Origin of the sequence: Emticicia sp. CRIBPO (genome assembly GCF_009905725.1) — a bacterium.
Classification (GTDB): Bacteria; Bacteroidota; Bacteroidia; order Cytophagales; family Spirosomataceae; genus Leadbetterella.
Genome location: NZ_JAAAKV010000012.1, coordinates 133,902 through 155,018, shown reverse-complemented (window position 1 = coordinate 155,018; position 21,117 = coordinate 133,902). Strand labels below are relative to the sequence as shown.

The 21,117-nt window shown below is 43.4% G+C and carries 20 protein-coding genes; 10 read left to right on the top strand and 10 right to left on the bottom strand.

The window, feature by feature from the left end:
* Positions 1 to 36: 36 nt before the first annotated feature.
* Positions 37 to 3,129 (bottom strand): efflux RND transporter permease subunit, encoded by a 3,093-nt coding sequence (locus GVN16_RS22450; protein WP_166566195.1) that lies wholly within the window; start codon positions 3,127 to 3,129, stop codon positions 37 to 39.
* A gap of 4 nt (positions 3,130 to 3,133) precedes the next feature.
* On the bottom strand, positions 3,134 to 4,201 hold the full coding sequence (locus GVN16_RS22445; protein ID WP_166566194.1) for an efflux RND transporter periplasmic adaptor subunit: 1,068 nt from the start codon (positions 4,199 to 4,201) through the stop codon (positions 3,134 to 3,136).
* Positions 4,202 to 4,549: 348 nt separating this feature from the next.
* On the opposite strand from GVN16_RS22445, the gene GVN16_RS22440 reads away from it, so the two are divergent.
* A complete protein-coding gene (locus GVN16_RS22440) occupies positions 4,550 to 5,719 on the top strand; it encodes an NRAMP family divalent metal transporter (protein WP_166566193.1) in 1,170 nt (389 codons plus the stop codon).
* Positions 5,720 to 5,936: 217 nt separating this feature from the next.
* Here the strand turns inward: GVN16_RS22440 and GVN16_RS22435 are convergent, their stop codons facing one another.
* The 4 genes from GVN16_RS22435 to sucD form a co-directional block, all read right to left on the bottom strand.
* Positions 5,937 to 6,221, bottom strand: coding sequence for a rhodanese-like domain-containing protein (locus GVN16_RS22435; protein ID WP_166566192.1), 285 nt, complete (start codon positions 6,219 to 6,221; stop codon positions 5,937 to 5,939).
* A gap of 12 nt (positions 6,222 to 6,233) precedes the next feature.
* The gene (radC, locus tag GVN16_RS22430) at positions 6,234 to 6,929 is read right to left on the bottom strand and encodes a RadC family protein (RefSeq protein ID WP_166566191.1); all 696 of its coding nucleotides are present in this window, start codon (positions 6,927 to 6,929) and stop codon (positions 6,234 to 6,236) included.
* 76 nt (positions 6,930 to 7,005) lie between these two features.
* Positions 7,006 to 7,263 carry a 30S ribosomal protein S20 gene (gene rpsT, locus GVN16_RS22425; RefSeq protein WP_166566190.1) on the bottom strand — a complete coding sequence of 86 codons (258 nt, stop codon included), beginning with the start codon at positions 7,261 to 7,263 and terminating at the stop codon, positions 7,006 to 7,008.
* 167 nt (positions 7,264 to 7,430) lie between these two features.
* The gene (sucD, locus tag GVN16_RS22420; RefSeq protein ID WP_166566189.1) at positions 7,431 to 8,309 is read right to left on the bottom strand and encodes a succinate--CoA ligase subunit alpha; all 879 of its coding nucleotides are present in this window, start codon (positions 8,307 to 8,309) and stop codon (positions 7,431 to 7,433) included.
* Positions 8,310 to 8,501: 192 nt separating this feature from the next.
* Here sucD and GVN16_RS22415 point away from each other — a divergent pair, with 192 nt between their 5' ends.
* From GVN16_RS22415 to GVN16_RS22405, 3 genes are all read left to right on the top strand, one after another.
* Positions 8,502 to 8,645, top strand: a complete 144-nt coding sequence (locus GVN16_RS22415; RefSeq protein ID WP_166566188.1) for a hypothetical protein — start codon at positions 8,502 to 8,504, stop codon at positions 8,643 to 8,645.
* A gap of 348 nt (positions 8,646 to 8,993) precedes the next feature.
* Positions 8,994 to 9,743, top strand: a complete 750-nt coding sequence (locus GVN16_RS22410) for a T9SS type A sorting domain-containing protein (protein ID WP_166566187.1) — start codon at positions 8,994 to 8,996, stop codon at positions 9,741 to 9,743.
* A gap of 152 nt (positions 9,744 to 9,895) precedes the next feature.
* Complete coding sequence (locus GVN16_RS22405) at positions 9,896 to 10,216, top strand: hypothetical protein (protein ID WP_166566186.1); 321 nt, start codon at positions 9,896 to 9,898, stop codon at positions 10,214 to 10,216.
* Between the two features lie 75 nt (positions 10,217 to 10,291).
* On the opposite strand, the gene GVN16_RS22400 is transcribed toward GVN16_RS22405, so the two are convergent.
* Together GVN16_RS22400 and GVN16_RS22395 are read right to left on the bottom strand one after the other, a co-directional pair.
* Positions 10,292 to 11,035, bottom strand: a complete 744-nt coding sequence (locus GVN16_RS22400) for a hypothetical protein (protein ID WP_166566185.1) — start codon at positions 11,033 to 11,035, stop codon at positions 10,292 to 10,294.
* Between the two features lie 45 nt (positions 11,036 to 11,080).
* Entirely contained in the window at positions 11,081 to 12,817 is a 1,737-nt protein-coding gene (locus GVN16_RS22395) for a pseudouridine synthase (protein WP_166566184.1), read from the bottom strand.
* A 320-nt stretch (positions 12,818 to 13,137) separates the two neighbouring features.
* On the opposite strand from GVN16_RS22395, the gene GVN16_RS22390 reads away from it, so the two are divergent.
* Together GVN16_RS22390 and GVN16_RS22385 are read left to right on the top strand one after the other, a co-directional pair.
* Positions 13,138 to 14,049 carry an SPFH domain-containing protein gene (locus GVN16_RS22390; protein WP_166566183.1) on the top strand — a complete coding sequence of 304 codons (912 nt, stop codon included), beginning with the start codon at positions 13,138 to 13,140 and terminating at the stop codon, positions 14,047 to 14,049.
* 23 nt (positions 14,050 to 14,072) lie between these two features.
* A complete protein-coding gene (locus tag GVN16_RS22385) occupies positions 14,073 to 14,507 on the top strand; it encodes an NfeD family protein (RefSeq protein ID WP_166566182.1) in 435 nt (144 codons plus the stop codon).
* Positions 14,508 to 14,586: 79 nt separating this feature from the next.
* On the opposite strand, the gene GVN16_RS22380 is transcribed toward GVN16_RS22385, so the two are convergent.
* Together GVN16_RS22380 and GVN16_RS22375 are read right to left on the bottom strand one after the other, a co-directional pair.
* Positions 14,587 to 15,459 carry a carbon-nitrogen hydrolase gene (locus tag GVN16_RS22380; protein WP_166566181.1) on the bottom strand — a complete coding sequence of 291 codons (873 nt, stop codon included), beginning with the start codon at positions 15,457 to 15,459 and terminating at the stop codon, positions 14,587 to 14,589.
* 24 nt (positions 15,460 to 15,483) lie between these two features.
* Positions 15,484 to 16,554: an Ldh family oxidoreductase gene (locus GVN16_RS22375; protein ID WP_166566180.1), complete on the bottom strand. Its 1,071-nt coding sequence runs from the start codon at positions 16,552 to 16,554 to the stop codon at positions 15,484 to 15,486.
* 197 nt (positions 16,555 to 16,751) lie between these two features.
* Here GVN16_RS22375 and GVN16_RS22370 point away from each other — a divergent pair, with 197 nt between their 5' ends.
* From GVN16_RS22370 to GVN16_RS22355, 4 genes are all read left to right on the top strand, one after another.
* Positions 16,752 to 18,344, top strand: a complete 1,593-nt coding sequence (locus GVN16_RS22370; protein ID WP_166566179.1) for a DUF4139 domain-containing protein — start codon at positions 16,752 to 16,754, stop codon at positions 18,342 to 18,344.
* A 16-nt stretch (positions 18,345 to 18,360) separates the two neighbouring features.
* Positions 18,361 to 18,966 carry a DUF502 domain-containing protein gene (locus tag GVN16_RS22365; protein WP_166566178.1) on the top strand — a complete coding sequence of 202 codons (606 nt, stop codon included), beginning with the start codon at positions 18,361 to 18,363 and terminating at the stop codon, positions 18,964 to 18,966.
* A gap of 14 nt (positions 18,967 to 18,980) precedes the next feature.
* Entirely contained in the window at positions 18,981 to 19,571 is a 591-nt protein-coding gene (locus GVN16_RS22360; RefSeq protein ID WP_166566177.1) for a hypothetical protein, read from the top strand.
* A gap of 96 nt (positions 19,572 to 19,667) precedes the next feature.
* Positions 19,668 to 20,858, top strand: coding sequence for a DUF5009 domain-containing protein (locus tag GVN16_RS22355; protein ID WP_310587460.1), 1,191 nt, complete (start codon positions 19,668 to 19,670; stop codon positions 20,856 to 20,858).
* Positions 20,859 to 21,117 lie beyond the last annotated feature (259 nt).

Below are 21,117 nucleotides of genomic sequence, written 5' to 3'. Positions count from 1 at the left end.
AGGCATAGCTGAATTTACTTTCAGCGACGGCTGTTTTTATACCGGTTCTTCAGCCAGTTTATCAATTTTCTTCATCTGGTCATAATCCTTATTTCTGCTGAAATAGATATAGAAAGCAGGAATGACATACAAGGTAAGCAGAAGAGAAACCAACAAACCACCGATTACTACAATACCCATCGCACGGCGGCTTTCCCCGGCTGCTCCCAATGCCAGGGCAATCGGAAGTGCACCCAGTACCGTCGCCAGGGTAGTCATAAGAATCGGTCTCAGACGAAGCGTCGCGGCCTCAAGGGCAGCATCTGCTTTGTCCATGCCTTTTTCTCTCAGCTGATTGGCAAATTCCACAATCAGGATCCCGTTTTTCGTTACGAGACCAATCAACATGATGATACCGATCTGGCTGAATATATTCAGTGTCTGACCAAATAACCAAAGTGAGAATACCGCTCCGGCAATGGCCAGGGGAACTGTAAACATGATGATCAAAGGATCTATAAAACTTTCAAACTGGGCAGCAAGGATCAGGTAAACCAGAACAAGGGCCAGACCGAATGAGAACAAGGTATTCGATGCACTTTCTGCAAAGTCCCTTGAAGAACCTGTAAGCGTGGTTTTTATCGCCTCATCATTCAGTTTATCCCTGATAGCGTCCATGGCTTTTATACCGTCGGCAATCGTCTTGTCAGGAGCAAGCCCGGCAGAAACCGTGGCACTCATATACCTGTCATAGTGATATAGCTGCGGAGGGCTGCTGTTCTCAACCGCTGAAACGATATTGTCCAGCTGAATAAGGTCGCCCACATTATTTTTTACAAACATACTTTTCAGGTCAAAAGGCTCATTACGGTTTTTACGGTCAAACTGACCTATTACCTGGTATTGCTTGCCTTTCATGGTGAAATAGCTGAATCGCTGTCCTGCAAAGGCCAGTTGCATGGTTTGAGCAACATCAGATACCGAAACGCCTAGACTCTTTGCTTTTTCACGGTCTATTCTGATAGATAACTCCGGCTTACTGAATTTAAGGTTAACATCAGAAATGATGAATGTAGGATCTTTCTGTACTTCTTCCATAAACTTCGGAAGATATTCCCTCAGTTTTTCAAAACCGGGAGCCTGTATCACGTATTGTACCGGGAGCCCGCCTCTTTTATTTACCGCAATCGTTTGCTGCTCATTCACAAAAGCCCTCGCATCAGGGAGCTTTTTCAGCAAGGCAGTCATTTTATCCGCAATTTCGTGTTGAGTACGTTCTCTTGTGTCTTTCTTCTTCAATGAAATCCTCGCAAATCCGGTGTTGGTACTTCCCGTTCCGCCGAAACCTGGTGCAGAAACCGTCATCATACCGTCGATTTCCGGAATGGAATCTGAAAGCAGTTTGGCTGATTTGACAATGAAATTATCCATGTATTCATAAGACGAACCTTCCGGACCGGTCATCTGGACCTGCAGGAACGAACGGTCATCCAGCGGAGCGAGTTCTGATTTCAATTCTTTACCGAAGAAGAAGATCATTGATAAAGTCAGTACCATCACCGGGAATGCCAGCCATTTTTTGGTAAGAAAATTCTTAAGGCTGTTCATGTATCCGCTCTCCATATTGGTGAAGAATGGCTCAGTGGCCTCATAGAACTTATTTTTCTTATGCGTTTTCCTGTTAAGATAGGCATTAAGCATCGGGGTCAGGGTCAGTGAAACGAAGGCCGAAATCAATACGGCGGAGGCGAGAACAATACCGAACTCTCTGAATAACTTACCTACGAAACCTTCCATGAAAATCACGGGCAGGAATACCGCCGCCAATGTAATGGAGGTGGAGATTACCGCAAATATGATTTCATTTGAGCCCTTCACAGCCGCTTCCACGGGATTCATACCCTCTTCAATCTTCTTGAAGATGTTCTCCGTGACCACAATACCGTCATCCACCACAAGACCGGTGGCCAGAACAATGGCCAGGAGGGTCAGGACGTTGATGGAGAACCCGAAAATATACATGATAAAGAAGGTGCCTACCAGCGAAACCGGGATGTCAATCAATGGTCTGACGGCCACAATCCAGTCCCTGAAGAACAGGAAGATGATGATAATTACCAGTACAACCGCTATCAGGATGGTTTCACCCACCTCAGTAACCGATTGTTTTACAAAGACGGTATTGTCAAGGATGGTTTCCATCGTAAAATCCTTGGGAAGGATCTTTTTGATCTCATCTCTTCTTTTATAAACTTCTTTGGCAATATCCAGGTAGTTGGCTCCCGGCTGGGGTTGTATAGCAATCCCTACTGTAGGGTTTCCTTTCCAGCGGGCTATGGTTTCCTGGTTTTCTGCTCCTATTTCTGCGTACCCGATATCTTTCAGACGAACAACATTCTCATTAATGTTACGGATGATGAGGTTGTTGAAATCTTCCTCAGTCTGGAACCTTCCGATGGTTTTAACCACTAGTTCTGTGGAATTTCCCTGAAGTTTACCACTGGGAAGCTCAACATTTTCACGATCCAGGGCCGCTTTTACGTCCTGAGTGGTGATGCCTTGTGATACCATTTTGTCCGGGTCCATCCAGATCCTCATAGAGAACCTCTTGAATCCCCAGATCCTCACCTCACTGACACCTTCTACGGTCTCCATTCTCGGAGAAATAACATTTTCGGCAAAGTCACTGACTTCCAGAAGAGTTCTGGAATTACTTTGAAGACTCAATGACATGATAAACTCAGAGTTGGCGTCGGCTTTTCTTACCGTCGGCAAGCCATCAAGGTCTTTCGGCAACAGGAAAACCGCCTGCGAAACCTTGTCTCTTACATCATTCGCGGCTCTTTCCATATCTACCCCGAGATCAAACTCGATGGTGATGTTGCTTGAACCCTGGTTACTTGATGAACTTACAGAGCGGATACCTTCCACGCTGTTCAGGGCTTTCTCCAGGGGCTCAGTGATCTGAGATTCAATGATATCAGCATTGGCACCGGGATAACTGGCTCCTACCGTTACAATCGGCGGGTCAATAGACGGATATTCACGGACACCCAGGAACTGGAATCCGATGAATCCGAATAACAGGATAAGCAGGTTCATGACAATGGCAAGAACCGGCCTTTTAATAGATAATGTTGATATTGACATAAAATTATTTTTTAGTAAACACAGGAGCACCTGGTTTTAATGTCATTAATGCTGTCGTTATTAAAGAATCACCTATAGAAAGTCCTTTCAATACCTGCACTTTCTTGTCGGTTCTCAGGCCGGTCTCAATCATAACCTCTTCTGCCAGACCATTACGCTTCACAAATACTTTTTTTCCTTCCAGTACCGGGATGATGGTTTCTGAAGGGATCATGATAGATTGCTCACTGCCCAGGTTAAGGTTTACTTTAATAAACATACCCGGTAAAAACAGGCTTCTCGGATTCTGAGTGATGGCTCTTACTTTAAGGGTCCTCAGAACAGCATCAATTTTCGGGTCAATAGCGATGATTTTTGAAGTAAATGTTTCGTTACTTCCGTCAATTTGAAAACTAACGGTTTGTCCGTTTTTCAGAGATGATAAATATTTTTCAGGGATAGCAAAATCAATTTTGATAGGGTTGGTCTGAACCAGGTTGGCAATGACGGTGGCAGGAGTCACATAGGCTCCTTCAGAGATGTTCTTAAACCCTATTCTGCCTGAAAAAGGGGCTCTGATCTCCGTTTTTTCCAACTGAACCTTGATCAGTTCTTTATCTGCATCAAGCGTACTCACCCTGTTCAGTGATATCTCGTATTCTTCTTTGCTGATGGCGTTGATTTCAAGCAATTTCTTTTGTCTTGCTTCGATCTGTGCCGCCAGTTTCTCTTCGACTTCGATTTTCTTTAGCTGGGCTACAAAATCATTATCCCTGATTTTGGCGATCAGCTGTCCTTTCTGAACAAATGAACCTTCGTTGATGGTCAGTTTTGTAATTCTGCCTGATATTTCACTTCTGATCTCTACTTCTTCATTAGGGATGGAAGTACCGGAAGAAAATACAATTTTGTCGGATTGGTCAATACCTACTAAAATGGTGCTTACCGGCAGTGGGGGCTGTTTTCCGCCAGGACCACCTGGTCCGCCACCTTTTCCACCTTGTGGACCACCTTTTTCTTCTGAACTGAAGAAAAATATTTTGCCTAAAATGAGTAAGACGATTACAATTGCAGTGATGATTAAAGGACGCATAAATACGGGATTAGAGACTATGTTTCAGAGATGATATTAAAAATTTACTAAAATAAATTAAAAATTATGGATTGTCGTCAAAACTGTGGATAATTTCATTGATTGAATAGACAAAAGAAAGTAATTAAGAAACGAAGAAAAAATGATGCCAAATTGAATTTTACGAATATTTTATTGGCCTTACGTATGCCTGAATTCAGCTTTTTATCCTTATTTTTTCTTTGTTTTTTGATAAATTTAAGATGTTTTTGCCCTTCAGACCTTATTATCTGACCTGTAATGCCAATGTTAATTTTTTTATAGTAGTTTTATCCGGTTTTTGAACTGTAATTACCCAACCTGCTGAAAATGAATAAAAAGAACTCTGCCCTGATAGGAGCAGCATTTTTGATGGCTACTTCTGCCATTGGTCCCGGTTTTCTGACCCAGACCACCGTTTTTACGGAACAGTTACTGACCAGTTTTGGGTTTGTCATTCTGCTTTCCATTATTTTGGATATTGTGGCCCAGACTTCGATCTGGAGAGTGCTGACGGTTTCTAACCTGAGGGCCCAGGACCTGGCCAATCAGTTTTTCCCTTATCTGGGGCATTTCCTTGCTTTCCTGATCGTTTTCGGAGGGCTGGCCTTTAATATAGGTAATATAGCCGGGGCAGGATTAGGTCTGGAGTCGCTGCTGGACGTTCCTCCTGTTTATGGAGGCCTCATTACGGCTGTTCTGTCTATCATTCTTTTTATAGCCAAAGATTTCGGGCGGACGCTCGATATTTTTGTGAGAGCCATGGGTGTGATTATGATTATCCTGATCATTATGGTTTGTTATCAGTCAGGCCCGCCTTACGGAGCGGCTTTGTCCGGTACGTTTATACCTGAGGTGTTTGATGCCAAAGCTACCATTACACTGGTGGGGGGCACAGTAGGGGGCTATATTACATTTGCAGGAGCCCACAGGCTTATTGATGCAGGAATGACCGGCAAAGAGAATCTCAGGGAAGTTACTAAAAGTGCTTTTTCAGGAATATTGATTACAGCCTTGATCAGGTATTTCCTTTTCCTGGCCAGCCTGGGTGTTATTCTGGCAGGCGGTGTTTTACTGGAGTCCAACCCGACCTCTTCGGTTTTTGAGTTTCCTTTCGGTGAACTGGGCAAGCGGTTTTTCGGGCTGATGATGTGGTCTGCGGCCATTACATCGGTTATCGGATCGGCTTTCACGTCCGTCTCATTTCTGAAATCCCTGCATCCTTTTTTTGATAAGAATGAAAGAATTATCATTGTGGTGTTTATCCTTGTTTCCCTGACTGTTTACCTGGTTTTCGGTAAACCGGTGAAGCTCCTGATTTTTGCAGGATATATCAACGGTTTTATTTTGCCCATAGGCCTGGCCATCGTTTTGCTGGCTACCAGGAAGTTGAAATCTGTGATGAACTATGAGCATCCCATATTGCTGACCATAGGAGGGTGGACGGTGGTTGGGATTATGAGTGTACTGGCCCTGAAAAGTCTGACGGAAATTTTTTAGAAAAAGCTTATCGTCTAATTATTTTTATTGTATTTTTGTGACATATATTAATTCAAAAAAATCTTATATACTATGTTTGGCTATCAATTTCCAACCTGGGTTCCGATATTATTCTTTGTTTCATTGTTAGTGCTGTCGTTTTTAACGGGCAAATGGCTGGTGAAAAAAGAAAGAAAATACTAAGAAAAATGGCGGCTTTAATGGCCGCCATTTTCATTTAAAATATACCTTCTTCCAGGTGGAGGATTTTAACCTCCGGTAATTTCTTCGTTAACAAGCGGGCCACTATACTGCTTCTTGTGCCGTTTGAACAGGCTACAATGATCTGATTGTATTTCTTAAGGGCTTCTACATGGTCGGTTATCTCATGTGGCGGAATATTGATTCCCCCGATATTAAAATCTCTGAATTCCCATGTTTCCCTGACGTCAAGAAGAACCGTATTTTCTTCTTTCAGGTAATTCTCTAATTCACTTTGTGTTATCTCCTGAAATTCATTCATCTGTTTTAGTTTTTACATCATGCCGGCATCGGCCAGGCTAAAATACCCATTATCGGTAAATATAATGTGATCGGTTACATTTATTTCGAGTATTTTACCGGCGGCTACCAGGCCTTTGGTAATGCTCTTATCCTGCTGACTGGCATTTTTATTTCCTGAAGGGTGGTTATGCACCAGGATCAGCGAGGTAGCAAGGTTCTCAAGGGCGTGTTTGAAAATAAGTTTAGAGTCTGTGAAGGTGCCGGATACACCGCCTGAGCTTATCCTTACTTCTTTGATGATGACGTTCCTTTTATTGAGCAGCAGAATCCAGAACTCTTCATGTTTAAGGTCCAGCAGAAACTGTTTGAAGTAATTGTAAACGTCCCGGGAGCCGCTGATCTGTGGTTTGCCTTTGTACTCACTTTCTTTTCGCCTTCGGCCCAGTTCAAGAGCCGATACGATGGAGATGGCTTTGGCTTCTCCGATCCCTTTGAACTTCATGAGATCATTCGTTGATAACTTGGCAAGCTCATGGAGGTCGTTGCCCACACTGGCCAGGATCTGCCTGGACAGTTCAACGGCGGAAACATCAGCATTGCCTGACCCGATCAGGATAGCGATCAGCTCGGCTTCAGTGAGGGCATACTTGCCTTTGTCTCTGAGTTTTTCACGTGGGCGATCTTCTTCTGCCCAGTTTTTGATGGCATTGGAATGCGGATTTTTCATTGTGTCGGATGGTGGTGTAAAACAAAAAAAAGCCAACTGAATAAACAGGTGGCTTACGAATTTCTTTTCGCAGAAATTAGGCTGCTAAACGGTTAACAAGCTTAGTCAATGAAGACTTAAGGTTAGCTGCTTTGTTTTTGTGAATCACGTTTTTACGGGCCAACTTGTCTACCATTGAAGAAACAGTTTTTAACAAGGCTTCTGCCTGCACTTTGTCAGTTGTCTGACGCAATTTTCTGATTGCCGTACGTGTAGTTTTATGTTGAAAACGATTTCTAAGACGTTTAGTCTCGCTCGATCTGATTCTCTTTAATGCTGACTTATGATTTGCCATTGAATAAAATTTTTTCTAAATTCCTCTATTAATTGGGGTGCAAAAATACGAATAAATATTGCTTTTGCAAAGGATAAGCTAAAAAATATATCTTTTTTTCTAACTTAAGTTTCTGATAATAAATAAAAGAGGCCGGCGTGAACCGGCCATATTATCTTATACAGCTATTATGCTCTGCCTAATGCCTTCAACATGGTTTCACCGATTTCAGCAGGTGATTCCACTACAAAAATGCCACATTCTTTCATGATAGCCATCTTGGCAGCAGCAGTATCGTCTGCTCCGCCGATGATAGCTCCGGCGTGACCCATTCTGCGGCCTTTAGGGGCTGTCTGGCCGGCGATAAAGCCTACAACAGGTTTCTTGTTGCCGGTAGCCTGAATATATCTTGCAGCTTCAGCTTCCATGCCTCCGCCGATTTCTCCGATCATAACGATGCCTTCAGTTTCAGGATCGTTCATCAGCAGCTCCACAGCCTGCTTGGTGGTTGTTCCGATGATCGGATCACCTCCGATACCGATAGCGGTTGTCTGACCTAAGCCAGCTTTGGTCAGCTGATCCACAGCTTCATACGTTAATGTACCTGATTTGGATACCACACCGATAGTGCCTTTCTTGAAAATAAAACCTGGCATGATACCTACTTTAGATTCACCGGCAGTGATAACACCCGGACAGTTAGGCCCGATAAGCGTTACGTCTTTTCCCTGAATATAAGATTTGGCAGTGATCATGTCTTTGGTAGGGATTCCTTCAGTAATACAGATGATTACTTTAATACCCGCATCAGCAGCTTCCATGATGGCATCAGCAGCAAATCCCGGTGGAACGAATATAATAGAAACATCTGCACCGGTTTGTTGAACAGCTTCTTCCACGGTATTGAAAACCGGACAATCCAGGTGAGTCTGTCCACCTTTACCCGGAGTAACGCCACCTACAACATTGGTACCATATTCGATCATCTGTCCGGCATGAAATGAACCTTCCGAGCCGGTAAATCCCTGAACAATAATTTTTGAATTTTTATTTACAAGAACACTCATTTTACGAATTTCGGCCGTTTGAAGACCTATTTTAAAGGTGATACTCTGAATTATTGAAAAACTTACCCAAAAATAGGTTTGAAATTAGAAGAATACAAAAAAAGTTTCGGCAGGCAGAATTGAAAATATACGCAAACGGCTATAAACCAGTAGCTTATATTAATCTGACAACTTGAAAAAATATAATTATTTATGCTTAGGGCAATCGCAGGCATTTTTGCCTTTGAAGAGGCGTTTGAAAAAGCCGTTTTTCTTTTTGTACCTCCCGCTCTTTTTTCTCTTGCCACCCTGGTTGATTTCGGTTTTTGCAGCAGGTGTGGCGGCAAAACTTTCTAATCCCGACGCAGAAAACAGGACAGTGAAGAATAGGAATAAGATGTATATCCGGGAGTTTTTCATGATGAATTGGCTTTCTTGTTTTAACGCAGAAAAAGGGGACAACGTATTTCGGTCAGATCAAAAATAACAGATCAATCGCATCCCGGGAAATTATTTGCTGAAAAATGTCATTTTCAGCAGAGCTTACCTCCGGTATGTTTTGATTATCAGGACTATAGAGGAGGAGGAAAGTTGTGCTGCAGGCTGCTCCCGTTTTTAACGAAAATTAACATTTTAAATCCGGCCGCCATGCAACTATATGCAAAACGCAGGGTCATTGGGCTAAACTTAAAACAATTTATCAAAATGAAAAAGTCATTGGTATTACTAAGCGGCGGCTTGTTGCTGGCCGGAGTGGCTTTTGCTCAGGAGAAAACAGAGCAGAAGAAAGAAAAGATCAAGGTTAAGGTGGAAAAGAACATTAATGGCAAAAAAGAGGTGTTCGAAAAGGAAATCGATGCTTCAGGAATGTCTGAAGATCAGAAGAGCGACATGATTGATCATCTGCAGGATTCTCTGGGTATAAAACACGGAAAAGGCGGAAAGGTGAAGATCATGATTGATGAAGATTCTGAAGAGCTTGACAATGATGATTTTACCTTTGAACACAAGCCAAGGGTTCGTGTTTATAAAAGACGTGGTAATTTCGATTCGAATAGTTTTTCAAACGATTTTGAATTTGATATCGACAAATTCTCCGAACGCATGAAGGATGTTTACGCCGATCTGCCGAGGAGAATAGAACAATTACCACAGATACACCGTTGGGATGACCACGTATTTTCGGCAGTTGACGGTGCCCCGATCCGTTCACTCGATGTTTTCCCTAACCGCCCGGATGTGGAAACACTCAACGTGAGATTCTATGCCCTGAAAGAAGGAGATGTGAACATTACGGTGGTGGACCTTAAAGGAAATGTGGTTTCAAAATCTGAAATAAAGGCTTTCAAAGGAGAGTATGTAGGTCAGATCAAGCTTAAAAAGGCAGATCCGGGTGTTTACTTTGTGATCGTAGCACAAGGGGATGACGGGATATCTAAAAGGGTATCTATCTGATAAAAAGCAGGAAAGAGTGGGGGAGATAAGGAGGAATCCCTGAATGAACAGAAAAGACCGGAAAATAAAAATTGAAAAAAAATTAGTACTTTGTATTGCATAATACTAAATAAAACATATATCTTTGCAAAGTAATTTATCAATCAACAATTATGAAAAAGTTCTTCTTATTTTTCCTGATCTCATTGACCGCTCTTAATGCTTCGGCTATCGGCTTTACAGAAAGTCACTCATTAGCCAAAGGGAAAAACCAGCATTCGATCGTGAGTAATGCTGTTGAGAAAGGCAGGATGCTGGAGTTGCCGATGGTGAAAAGCCCGGAAGCTGAAATCGAGACCAAAACCATTTCAACTTCTATCGTCGGATTGGTTACTGATTTCTTTTCGAGAGTCTTCTCTATATTCTTTGGTGATTATATGAGTCTTTCTCTTGACAATACCTGTAAAACAGGGTTGAATGTGGAAAACTGCTGATTTTAAAGTATATATCGCATATAAAAAAAGAATCCCGGGTGACCGGGATTCTTTTTTTATGCTCTGAAGGCAGTATTATTTACCGAATAATCTGGCAAAAAATCCTTTTGTCTTTTTGGTTACTTCCTGAACGGCCTCTTCAGCTTCAGTAGCCAGCTCAGAAGCCTTTACTTTGGCTTTGTTGATGGCTTCTTCAGCATCTTCTTTAAGGTCTTCAAATTTTTCAGAAGCTTCGGCTTTGAATTCATTCAGTTTTTCTTCGTTAACCAATTCCTGAACTTTCGCCTTGGCGGTATTGAATGCTTCACCGGCTTCACCGGCGATCTCTTTAACTTTTGCTTTCGCGTCGTTTAAAGTTTCAGCAGCATCTTCTTTGATTTCTTTGATTTTTTCTTCGTTAACCAGTTCGCTGGCTTTGGCTTTGATATCACTCAAGGCTTCTGCAGCGTCATTTTTAAGGTCTTCGAATTTCGAACTTACCGTTTCTTTTACGCTTTCGGCAGTTTCTTTGGCAGCTTCCACTTTCTCTTCCACTACTTCCGCAGCTTCAGTTTTAACTTCTTCTACTTTAGCAGAAACTTCTTCCTTAGCTTCTTCGGCAGCTGCTTTTACTTCAGCTACTTTTTCTTCAACGGCTTCCGCAGCTTCAGTTTTGATTTCTTCAACTTTAGCGGCAGTTTCTTCTTTAACTTCTTCAACTTTGGCTTCTGCAGCATCTTTCACGCTTTCAGCAGTGGCTTTTGCTTGTTCTACGGTTTCTTTTCCTTTGTCTGCCAGTTCAGCAGCATTATCTTCGATCTCTTTTTTATTCTCTTCCATTGTTTGTAATTGATTTTAAAGGATTTGCATCGCAAATTAAAAAAATTAAATCATATATTTTAGTCTGATAACTTCTTTTTCCGTCAGAAAACGCCATTTTCCTCTTGGCAAATCCTTTTTGGTCAGGCCTGCATAAGTGGTTCTGTCAAGTTTAAGTACTTCATAACCGAGATGCTCGAAAATTCTTCTTACAATCCTGTTTTTACCACTGTGGATTTCGATACCGACTACTTCTCCGTCAGGTGTAATAATGCCCAGGTCATCGGCTTTTACCTGGCCGTCTTCCAGCTCAATACCCGCCAGGATCATATCAAAGTGTTCCTGGGTGATGGGTTTATCCAGTTCAACCTGGTACACTTTTTTAATACCGTTGGAAGGGTGGGAGAGTTTGTCAGCCAGTTCGCCGTCGTTGGTCAGTAAAAGTAAGCCTGTTGTCATTCTGTCAAGACGACCTACCGGGTAGATTCTCTCTTCACATGCCTTGGCTACCAGTTCCATTACTGTTTTACGGTCTTCCGGATCTTCGGTTGTGGTAATGAAATCTTTCGGCTTGTTCAGAAGCACATAAACGATTTTTTCACGGTTAAGTATTTTACGGCCGTATTTGACCACATCACTTGGCTGCACTTTATAGCCCATTTCGTCGATCACTTTCCCGTTGACGGTAATCTGACCGCTTGAAATAAACTCATCGGCTTCTCTCCTGGAGCAAAGACCTGCGTTGGCAATGTACCTGTTGAGCCTGATGGTGCCGTCTTTTTCTTCTTTGATGTTCTTAAGGACTTTGGGAGGCAATTGCTTCTTCATACGATCTTCATCATATTTAGGAGCATAGGTTAAGCCGGTCTGTCTGTTCTCAGAAAGCTTTTCTCTGCGGGCATCCAATGCTTCAGAATTTTCACCTTCTTTTTCTTCACGGGCTTTGCCTTTGAAGAAAGCTGGTTTTCCGGTGCTTTTGTTTTGGAATTCTTTTGATCTGGAATCTGAAGAAGCCCTGTCGTCAGATTTTGAGAATCTGTCGTCTGTTCTCGGGCTGAAAGGTTTTTTGTCAAATGACCTGCTTTCTCTCGGCTGGAATCCGCCTGCTTCTTTATCGCTGTCCCTGTTATCTGATCTGAAAGGTTTTTTGTCGAATGGACGTGAATCTCTTGAATCTGATGACCTGTTAAAGCCACCTTCTCTTTTGTCGCCGCCTCTGCTATCTGTTCCGAAAGATTTTTTGTCGAACGATCTGGATTCTCGTGGCTGGAACCCGCCTTCTCTTCTGTCGCCGCCTCTGTTATCTGATCCGAAAGGTTTTTTGTCGAATGATCTGGCTTCTCTCGGCTGGAAACCGCCTTCTCTTCTGTCGCTGCCTCTGTTATCTGATCCGAAAGGTTTTTTGTCGAATGATCTGGCTTCTCTTGGCTGGAAACCGCCTTCTCTTCTGTCACCACCCCTGTTGTCTGATCCGAAAGGTTTTTTGTCGGATGATCTGGATTCTCGTGGCTGGAATCCGCCTTCTCTTCTGTCACCGCCTCTGTTGTCTGATCCGAAAGGCTTCCTGTCAAATGGTTTTGATTCTCTCGGCTTAAATCCGCCTTCTCTCTTTTCTCCGAATGGTTTTGCTCCCGCCTCTCTTGGTTTGAAACCATCTTTCTTAAACGGGTCATTTTTTCCGAACGGCTTTCCTTTTGCTGTAGCAGCACCGTCTTTAGGTCCCCTGTTTTCCGGTCTTCTTCTGTCTGTACTTCTTCCTTTTTCTCCCCTCGAAGAATCTTTTTCTTGAATTCTTTTTCTCATTGGTCTTGCAGTATCACTACTGTAATTATTTTAATTGTATTATTTGGGTACAAAATTAGTGTTTCTATTTTGAATAACAGTGCTAAAGTCATGAAAATAAGTTTTTTAGTTCAGAAAAGCGATTTAACAGTCTGATAATATTTTAATAATTTTACGTTTACGCAGCATTAATCCGGTTTGTGCCGCCCGTTCCTGTTCTTCCGCTTGTAAATCTTTTGCCTTGATTTAAACGGGAAAAGGGTGTTTTGTCCCAATTTCCGATGGTAATCTGGCCAAAAATGCTATCTTTGTAAAATCCATTAATTTAAATATATATTCTTATGTACCCTACTTTAGCAATTACCCTTTTAGTGGTCGTGGTCATTATGATGGCCGTAAAAGTTGTGCCTCAGCAAAAAGCTTATATCGTGGAGCGTCTCGGTAAATTTACCGGAACCCTTCAGCCCGGTATCAACTTTATCATTCCTTTTTTTGACAGAATAGCCTATAAACACGGCTTGAAAGAACAGGCTTATGACATTCATGAACAGATATGTATTACGCGTGACAACGTGCAGGTGCGTGTTGACGGTGTGATATTCCTCCAGGTGGTAGATCCCCAAAAGGCTTCTTACGGTATCAACGACTACGTATTTGCAGTTACCCAGCTGGCTCAGACGACCATGCGTAGTGAGATCGGTAAGATTGACCTTGACAAAACTTTCGTAGAGCGTATGGTGATCAACCTGGCTGTGGTGGCCGCCATCGATGAAGCCGCTATCGGCTGGGGTGTGAAGGTCCTGCGTTATGAGATCAAAAACATTACGCCACCGACCACGGTATTACAAGCCATGGAGAAACAAATGCAGGCTGAGCGTGAAAAAAGGTCAGTTATCCTGGAATCTGAAGGTAAAAAACAATTTGCCATCAATGTGGCTGAAGGTGAGAAAGAACGTGTGGTGTTGGAATCTGAAGCTCAGAAGCTGCAGCAGATCAACAAAGCCGAAGGTGAAGCCTCTGCGATCAAGGCCGTTGCAGAAGCAACCGCTGAAGGTATCCGTCTCGTGGCTTCTGCCATCAAAGAGAAAGGTGGTATGGAAGCGGTACAATTGAAAGTGGCTGAAAATTATATCGATCAGTTTGGTAAACTGGCTAAATCAACCAATACGATGATTTTGCCGTCCAACCTGGCTGACGTTTCGGCGGTAATTGCTACTGCCATGAGTGTGATCAAACAACAGGAGACCAAATAAGTAAGATTTTAAATTGTAAAACTATGGACTTATCGAACGTTACCATCTGGGTTATTGTGGGCGTGATTATGCTCATCGTGGAGATATTTTCCACTTCGTTCTACTCTATATTTTTCGGCGTAGGGGCTTTTATTACGGCGGTATTCAGTTACCTGGGGCTTTTGGATGAAACCAGTGCCCAGTTGATCGTTTTTTGTTTCAGCTCCGTCATTTCCCTGGTATTGTTCCGGAAAAAATTCAAGGAACTCTTTCTCAAAGAGCAAGGGTCCTACACAGAATTTATTGATGAACATGCGAGGGTTTCTGTGGAGATTCCTGTGGGCGGAGAAGGCAAGGTCTTCTACCGCGGGTCAGAATGGATGGCCTTTTCAGACAGCCTGAACAGCCTTCTGCCCGACGAAAAAGTAATCATTAAAAAGATAGAAGGGATTAAGTTGTTTGTTGTTAAGCAATCATGAGTCTTGAATGAGTGAACGAAGGAATATCTCCTCGTTCACTCATTCAGAATTATTTTTTATTGAGGCATTCAAGACTTTCTCAATCCCTATCAATAAACCGTTTCGTAATCGGCTGATAACTGTCTATGCGGCGGTCACGGAGGAACGGCCAGGTGGTCCGGTAGTATTCTGTCTGATCCAGGTCTATTTTTTCTACATGTACCTCTTCCTGATCATGCGAAGCTAGGTAAAGCAGGCGGCCATGCGGATTGGCTACAAATGAACCTCCCCAGAATTTTTGTCCGGCTTCACTACCCACCCTGTTGACAGATACTACATACAGGCCGTTGGCTACTGCATGAGACCTCTGTATGGTTTGCCAGGCATCGTGTTGTTCCTGGTTGATAACCGGGTTGGTCTCGCTTTCGTCCCAGCCTATGGCGGTCGGATAAAACAATATTTCAGCTCCCATCAGTGAAGTGATCCTGGCGGCTTCCGGATACCACTGGTCCCAGCAGATCAGTACACCTATTTTGGCAAATTTGGTTTCGAATATCTTATATCCGAGGTCACCCGGAGTGAAATAGAACTTTTCATAATAACCCGGATCATCCGGAATATGCATTTTGCGGTATTTGCCAAGGTATTTGCCGTCGGCGTCGATAACGGCGGTGGTGTTGTGGTAAAGTCCCTGGGCTCTTTTTTCAAAAAGAGAGGCAATGATGACCACATTCAGCCTTTTAGCCAGCTCTTCCATGGTGCTTGTGGTAGGGCCGGGGATGGCTTCTGCCAGTTTGAAATTTTCATGATCTTCCACATCACAAAAATAAAGAGAGGTAAACAGCTCCTGAAGACAAACGATGTTGGCACCCTTGGCGGCCGCTTCTTCAATTCCTTTAACTGCTTTTTGGATGTTGGCTTCAACGTCGGCTGAACACGACATCTGAACCAGTCCTATATTGACATTTTTCATATGATAGTCTTAAATATGCTGATCTTAAAACCTGATTTTAAATCTTTGGCCCAGTTCCTCAAGGCTTTCCACTACTTTTTCGTTCAACGGAATGCCGTTTGCGAGTCTTTCGGCCATAAAATTCCTTTCCTGGTCGCCGGGTATCTGTACTTTTTCTCCGTCAATGTGTGTGGCTGATCTGAAACGGTTGATCCACACGTCCATGCTTTTCTTGAAGTCTTCTTTTGATCTGAAACCGTCTATCCTCATGGCTCCCAGAAAATGGCCTGTGCCTTTACCGACCTGTTCTGCTGCCACCCCGTGAAAGCCTGCGGTGGCGAACGGGGGGACCCATGGCCCGAAATTGGCTCCGGATAAAACCCCGGAAAGTATATCTACAATGGCTCCCAGCCCATATCCTTTATGACTTCCGTGCTCACGGTCACCACCCAGGGGAAGCAATCCGCCTCCTTCTTTTACCGCATTGGCATTGGCAGTCGGGAGACCTTTTTCGTCCTGTACCCATCCTAAGGGAGCGTCCAGGCCTTTTCTTTGAAGGATTTCCATTTTTCCGTAAGCTACCGCCGTTGTCGCAAAATCAGCTACGAAAGCGGGTTGCGTTTCGGCAGGAACGGCCAGAGCTATGGGGTTGGTGCCTAATAATTTTTCTGTTGAGAATGTCGGGACAACGAGCGGAGCGGCATTGGTCATCGCCCATCCGATCATGTCCTGGTCAGACGCCAGCATGGCGTGGTAACCGGCAATGCCAAAATGATTTGAGTTTTGCACTGAAATCCACCCAGAACCTGCCCTTTGGGCCTTTTTTATGGCTATTTTCATGGCAAACGGAGCCACTACCAGGCCAAGGCCTTTGTCGCCGTCGATAACCGCTGTACTCGGGGTTTGATGAATGATTTTGATTTCCGGTTTCGGATTTAACCTGCCGTGGTCAAATAACCTGACATAACCGGCCAGCCGGGCTACACCGTGAGAGTCTACCCCCCTGAGGTCTGCATTGACCAGGACATCGGCTGCCAGTCTGGCATCGCGGTTGGAACATCCGATGGCCCTGAATATTTTTTCTGTGAATTTTCTGACTTTTTCAGATGAATACATGCTTTCTTGTTTTAGAGGATGTCCGGAACCCGGTTATCTTAATGAACAGGTTTTTTCGGCTTCCGGTGCGAAATTATTAAATAAAGTGCAATTCATTGCCCTGGTCAAAAAAGATTATCTGTTGTTTGATGTATTTTTTGATTTTTTGCGTTTATTTGAAAATGCGTACTTTTTAAGGAGTAAATACACAAAATATCATGAAACATTTATCAATTCTGGTTTTATTGTTTGGGTTATACGGATCGATTTTCGGTCAGACCAGTAAAAGGATCAGTCCCAAAATTGACCATGTAACCGTTTTTCAGACCAAAGCTCAGATTGATGCCTCAGCCACTGTCAACATCATGGCAGGAAACTCCAAAGTTATTCTGGATGATATCGCTTCCACAATCGATCAGAACAGTATCAAAGTAGGAGGGAAGGGCGATTTTGTCATTTTAAGTGTAAAATACAGGACCAATCTCACGAATAAGAAAGTCAGTGCCATCCAGGATTCCATCGCCATAGTAGGTACTGAAATTGAAAATATCGACATGCTCCTGGGCGTAGTGGCCAATGAAGAGCGTATGGTGATGGCCAATTCAAATGTTAAAAGTGATAAGGACGGGTTGGTGCCTGAAGACTTTAAAGAAATGATCGACTTTTTCAGGACCAAATTAACAGAGCTGGGTACGAGGAAACTACAGCTTACCCGTCAGCTGGCTCCCTTGAAGGAAAAGAAACTGCGTCTGGAAAGACAACTGGCATCGAATCCCGGAAGCAGGCTCCCGACCGGTGAAATTGAGCTGGCTGTTTCTGCCAAAGGCCCCGTGAGTGCCGCTTTGTCACTTTCCTATGTGGTCAATAATGTGGGTTGGTATCCGAGTTATGATGTCAGGATTAAAAATACAACGAGCCCGGTTCTGATGGCTTACCGTGCGAATGTTTATCAGAATACGGGTATTGACTGGAGTAATGTGAAACTCACCCTTTCGACTTCCAATCCGTCTGAAGGTGGTCAGAAACCTGAATTATATCCGCAGTTCCTGTCCATTTTCGAGCCTCAGCCGGTCTATTCTGATAACGTCAGAGCGGCCAGGGTGGAGTCAAAAGTTTTAACTATGGCACCTGCTCCGGCTGCCGGATCCGAGCCTCTGATGGAGGTTCAGAGTACGGCTGATTATACCAGGGTGGTGGAGTCGGCTTTATCTGTCAATTTTGAGATTGACCTGCCTTATTCTATACCAAGTGGCGGAAACCCTGAGCTGGTGGAGATCAGGAATTATTCATTGCCTTCCAAATTCAGTAATTATATCCTTCCCAAGCTGGACACAGACGGATTCCTGACCACGGAGGTGACTGAGTGGGAGAAGTATAATTTACTTCCGGGTGAAGCAAACGTTTACTTTGAAGATACATTTATCGGGAAAAGCAGGGTAGCCGGCGTTGGCACTGAAGAGAAAATGATCTTCAGCCTGGGAAGAGACAAGAAGATTACTTCAAAAAGAGAAGAAATTGAGAATTATAAAGCCCGTAAATCGATGGGCTCTTCTATCCGTGAGTCATTCGGATACAGAACCACCATCAGGAATGCCAAATCTGAACCCGTGACGGTCATCGTACAGGACCAGGTTCCGGTTTCGCAGGACAGTTCCATAGAAGTAAGCCTGGAAGAAGCTGACGGTGCCCAGTATGACAAAGCCACGGGCAAGGTAACCTGGGAAGTTACCCTTCCGCCTGCACAAAGCAGAGAACTAAATCTGAAATATACTGTTAAATACCCTAAAGACAAGAAGGTAAACAACCTTTGATTTAAACCATAAGCTGATGTCTGATAATTTCAGAAAGATATTTAACAGATTACTGTCGTATTTTGTTAGGGGTTTGCTGTTTGTAGCCCCTGTAGGATTCACCATACTCATTCTTTACAGTGCATTCGACTTTGTGGACAGCCTGGTGAGGATCAGGTTTCCGCTGGCTAATTCCAACCAGGAGTTCTTTATTCCGGGGCTTGGCTTCTTTATAGTTATAGGGGGTACTATTGTTATCGGGTTTGTATTTACGGTTTTATTGCCCCAGACGATCCAGAACTGGCTTGAAAACGGGATCAAGAATCTGCCCTTTGTCAGGATATTTTATTCTGCTTTTAAAGACCTGATCTCGGCTTTTGTGGGCGACAAACGGAAATTTAAACAGGCGGTGATTGTCACTCTCAACGGTGAATTCAATATCAAAAAAATCGGGTTTATTACCCAGGAAGACCTCTCAGATATCGGGCTTGATAACATGGTTTCAGTTTATTGTCCGCACAGTTATGCCTTCTCGGGCGACATGTTTATTGTGCCCAAAGCCCAGGTGGAAATGCTGAATATCTCAAGTGCTGAGGTTATGAAAATAATAGTTTCCGGTGGTGTGTCGTTTAAGGATAAGTAACAAACCTTTTTGTAATGAATTTTAAAAAACTCCTGGTTTTGCTTTTTCTTCCTTTGATGACTCTTGCTCAGGATCCCCACAAGAAAGAGGCTGTTCCTGTTGAGAAGCTGCTGGAGAAAAATAATGCCACCCAGTTTAAAACCATTCAGGACAAAAAGAATTTCCTGGTGGTAGATCACCTCAAAACAGGCAGGCGGGTCAGGTTTTATGAAGGGGATGTTTTCCGGTTCAGGACGAAAGAAGGCGTGATTTTTCAAGATGAAATCTGGGAAATATCAGACAGCACCTTTACTATCTTAAAATACGATGAAAGCGTGAGGCACCTGGAGTATTTTACCTTCGGGATGAATGACGTTGAAAGATATTACAAACGACCGGTCAGGAAAGGCATCCGTCATGGTATATCCTGGACCAGCACGGCGGCCTTAATGCCGTTAGCCTATGACTGGGTCTATTTTAACATTGAACCCTGGAAAAACCCCAATTCCATCAAAGGGATTCTGATCATTCAGGCCGCTCTGACGCTCATACAAAACCGCGACAAGTTTTTTAATTCCAGGAAGTTTAATGACAATGTCAGGCTGAAAGTGTTCAAAGCCCTTTAGATATTTCGACGGAGAACTTCAATAATACGGCTTCATTCAAACTTTTCTTGGTTTTTTTCTATATTTGAATATCATTTATTCAAATTACCCTTTTCTATGACCAAAAGTTCCGCTCCCTTTGTCCAAAGGCTGGCCTCTGTTGACGTTTACCGTGGTTTCGTGATGTTCCTGATGATGGCTGAAGTTCTTGAGTTTTCAAAAGTCTCCAGGGCAGTTCCTGACAGCCGTTTCTGGCAATTTCTTTCTTTTCATCAATCTCATGTGCCCTGGGTGGGCTGCTCTCTGCATGACCTCATTCAACCTTCCTTTTCATTCCTGGTAGGAGTGGCTCTCCCTTTTTCGATTGCGGGGCGTGTGGCTAAGGGAGGGAAGTTCTCCGATTTGTTTTTACATACACTGAAGCGTTCGCTGATCCTGATCCTGCTGGGTGTTTTTCTCCGGTCGATGGGCAGGGAAATGACCAATTGGACTTTTGAAGATACACTTTCTCAGATTGGTTTGGGTTACCCCTTTTTATTTCTCCTGGGTTTCAGGTCGCTGAAGGTCCAGGTGGCTGCTTTGGCTGTTATACTGGTAGGTTACTGGCTCGCTTTTGCCTTATATCCGCTTCCCGGTCCGGCGTTTGATTATGCCCTGGCCGGAACCGCCCCTGATTGGGAACATAACCTGCAGGGTTTTGCAGCTCACTGGAACAGGAACACTAATTTTGCCTGGGCTTTTGATCGCTGGTTTATGAATATTTTTCCAAGGACCAAAGAATTTTTTAACAACGGCGGAGGTTATTCAACCCTGAGTTTTATCCCGACTTTGGGAACGATGATACTTGGTCTGATAGCCGGTAAGCTGTTAAAGGAAGAGTCACCGGGGAGTGATAAAATCAGGAAATTTCTAACCCTGGGTTTAGGTCTGGTCGTAGCGGGTGTTCTGCTGAATGTTCTGGGCATATGCCCGAATGTGAAGCGGATCTGGACCCCTACCTGGGTTTTATTCAGCGGCGGACTTTGCTTTTTGTTTTTAGCTCTGTTCTATTTTGTGGTGGATATCAGGGGGAATGTCAAAGCATTTGACTGGCTGAAAATCATCGGGATGAATTCTATTGCCGCTTATGTGCTCGCACATACCGTAAATGATTTTATTGATGAATCGTTTAAGACCAATATCAGTCAGAAATACGATATGATTTTCGGAGAGTCGTATCACACATTGGTCAGCGGATTTGTGATCCTGGCAGTGGAATGGTGGGTGCTGTACTGGATGTATAAAAAGAAATTATTCATCAAAATATAAAGCGGCATCTCTGACATGATCTGTTTTCGGAGTACGACAAAAGGATGGTTTATGGAAAGTAACGATTAAGCCGGAATCCTTCAGGTGAAAATACTGGTCTTTTTTGTCTGTAGTTAAGAAGTGCAACAGGAGAAGAAATCAGTATGTCAATACTTATCCCGTACATTTCAGGATAAGTATTGTCAAAACCGGCAAAGACCATTGGTTGCGAAATGGCTTTACTTTTTCTTTAAGGGTTGATTTGCGAAAATCCCGGGAT

Bases quoted from the DNA above. Each gene is read 5' to 3' on its own strand.
- GVN16_RS22355 (WP_310587460.1), top strand. From the start codon at position 19,668: ATGACCAAAAGTTCCGCTCCCTTTGTCCAAAGGCTGGCCTCTGTTGAC.
- GVN16_RS22395 (WP_166566184.1), bottom strand. From the start codon at position 12,817: ATGAGAAAAAGAATTCAAGAAAAAGATTCTTCGAGGGGAGAAAAAGGA.
- GVN16_RS22445 (WP_166566194.1), bottom strand. From the start codon at position 4,201: ATGCGTCCTTTAATCATCACTGCAATTGTAATCGTCTTACTCATTTTA.
- GVN16_RS22380 (WP_166566181.1), bottom strand. From the start codon at position 15,459: ATGAAAAATGTCAATATAGGACTGGTTCAGATGTCGTGTTCAGCCGAC.
- GVN16_RS22385 (WP_166566182.1), top strand. From the start codon at position 14,073: ATGGACTTATCGAACGTTACCATCTGGGTTATTGTGGGCGTGATTATG.
- GVN16_RS22375 (WP_166566180.1), bottom strand. From the start codon at position 16,554: ATGTATTCATCTGAAAAAGTCAGAAAATTCACAGAAAAAATATTCAGG.
- GVN16_RS22400 (WP_166566185.1), bottom strand. From the start codon at position 11,035: ATGGAAGAGAATAAAAAAGAGATCGAAGATAATGCTGCTGAACTGGCA.
- GVN16_RS22410 (WP_166566187.1), top strand. From the start codon at position 8,994: ATGAAAAAGTCATTGGTATTACTAAGCGGCGGCTTGTTGCTGGCCGGA.
- sucD (WP_166566189.1), bottom strand. From the start codon at position 8,309: ATGAGTGTTCTTGTAAATAAAAATTCAAAAATTATTGTTCAGGGATTT.
- GVN16_RS22365 (WP_166566178.1), top strand. From the start codon at position 18,361: ATGTCTGATAATTTCAGAAAGATATTTAACAGATTACTGTCGTATTTT.
- GVN16_RS22450 (WP_166566195.1), bottom strand. From the start codon at position 3,129: ATGTCAATATCAACATTATCTATTAAAAGGCCGGTTCTTGCCATTGTC.
- GVN16_RS22360 (WP_166566177.1), top strand. From the start codon at position 18,981: ATGAATTTTAAAAAACTCCTGGTTTTGCTTTTTCTTCCTTTGATGACT.
- GVN16_RS22370 (WP_166566179.1), top strand. From the start codon at position 16,752: ATGAAACATTTATCAATTCTGGTTTTATTGTTTGGGTTATACGGATCG.
- GVN16_RS22415 (WP_166566188.1), top strand. From the start codon at position 8,502: ATGCTTAGGGCAATCGCAGGCATTTTTGCCTTTGAAGAGGCGTTTGAA.
- GVN16_RS22435 (WP_166566192.1), bottom strand. From the start codon at position 6,221: ATGAATGAATTTCAGGAGATAACACAAAGTGAATTAGAGAATTACCTG.
- rpsT (WP_166566190.1), bottom strand. From the start codon at position 7,263: ATGGCAAATCATAAGTCAGCATTAAAGAGAATCAGATCGAGCGAGACT.
- GVN16_RS22405 (WP_166566186.1), top strand. From the start codon at position 9,896: ATGAAAAAGTTCTTCTTATTTTTCCTGATCTCATTGACCGCTCTTAAT.
- GVN16_RS22440 (WP_166566193.1), top strand. From the start codon at position 4,550: ATGAATAAAAAGAACTCTGCCCTGATAGGAGCAGCATTTTTGATGGCT.
- GVN16_RS22390 (WP_166566183.1), top strand. From the start codon at position 13,138: ATGTACCCTACTTTAGCAATTACCCTTTTAGTGGTCGTGGTCATTATG.
- radC (WP_166566191.1), bottom strand. From the start codon at position 6,929: ATGAAAAATCCGCATTCCAATGCCATCAAAAACTGGGCAGAAGAAGAT.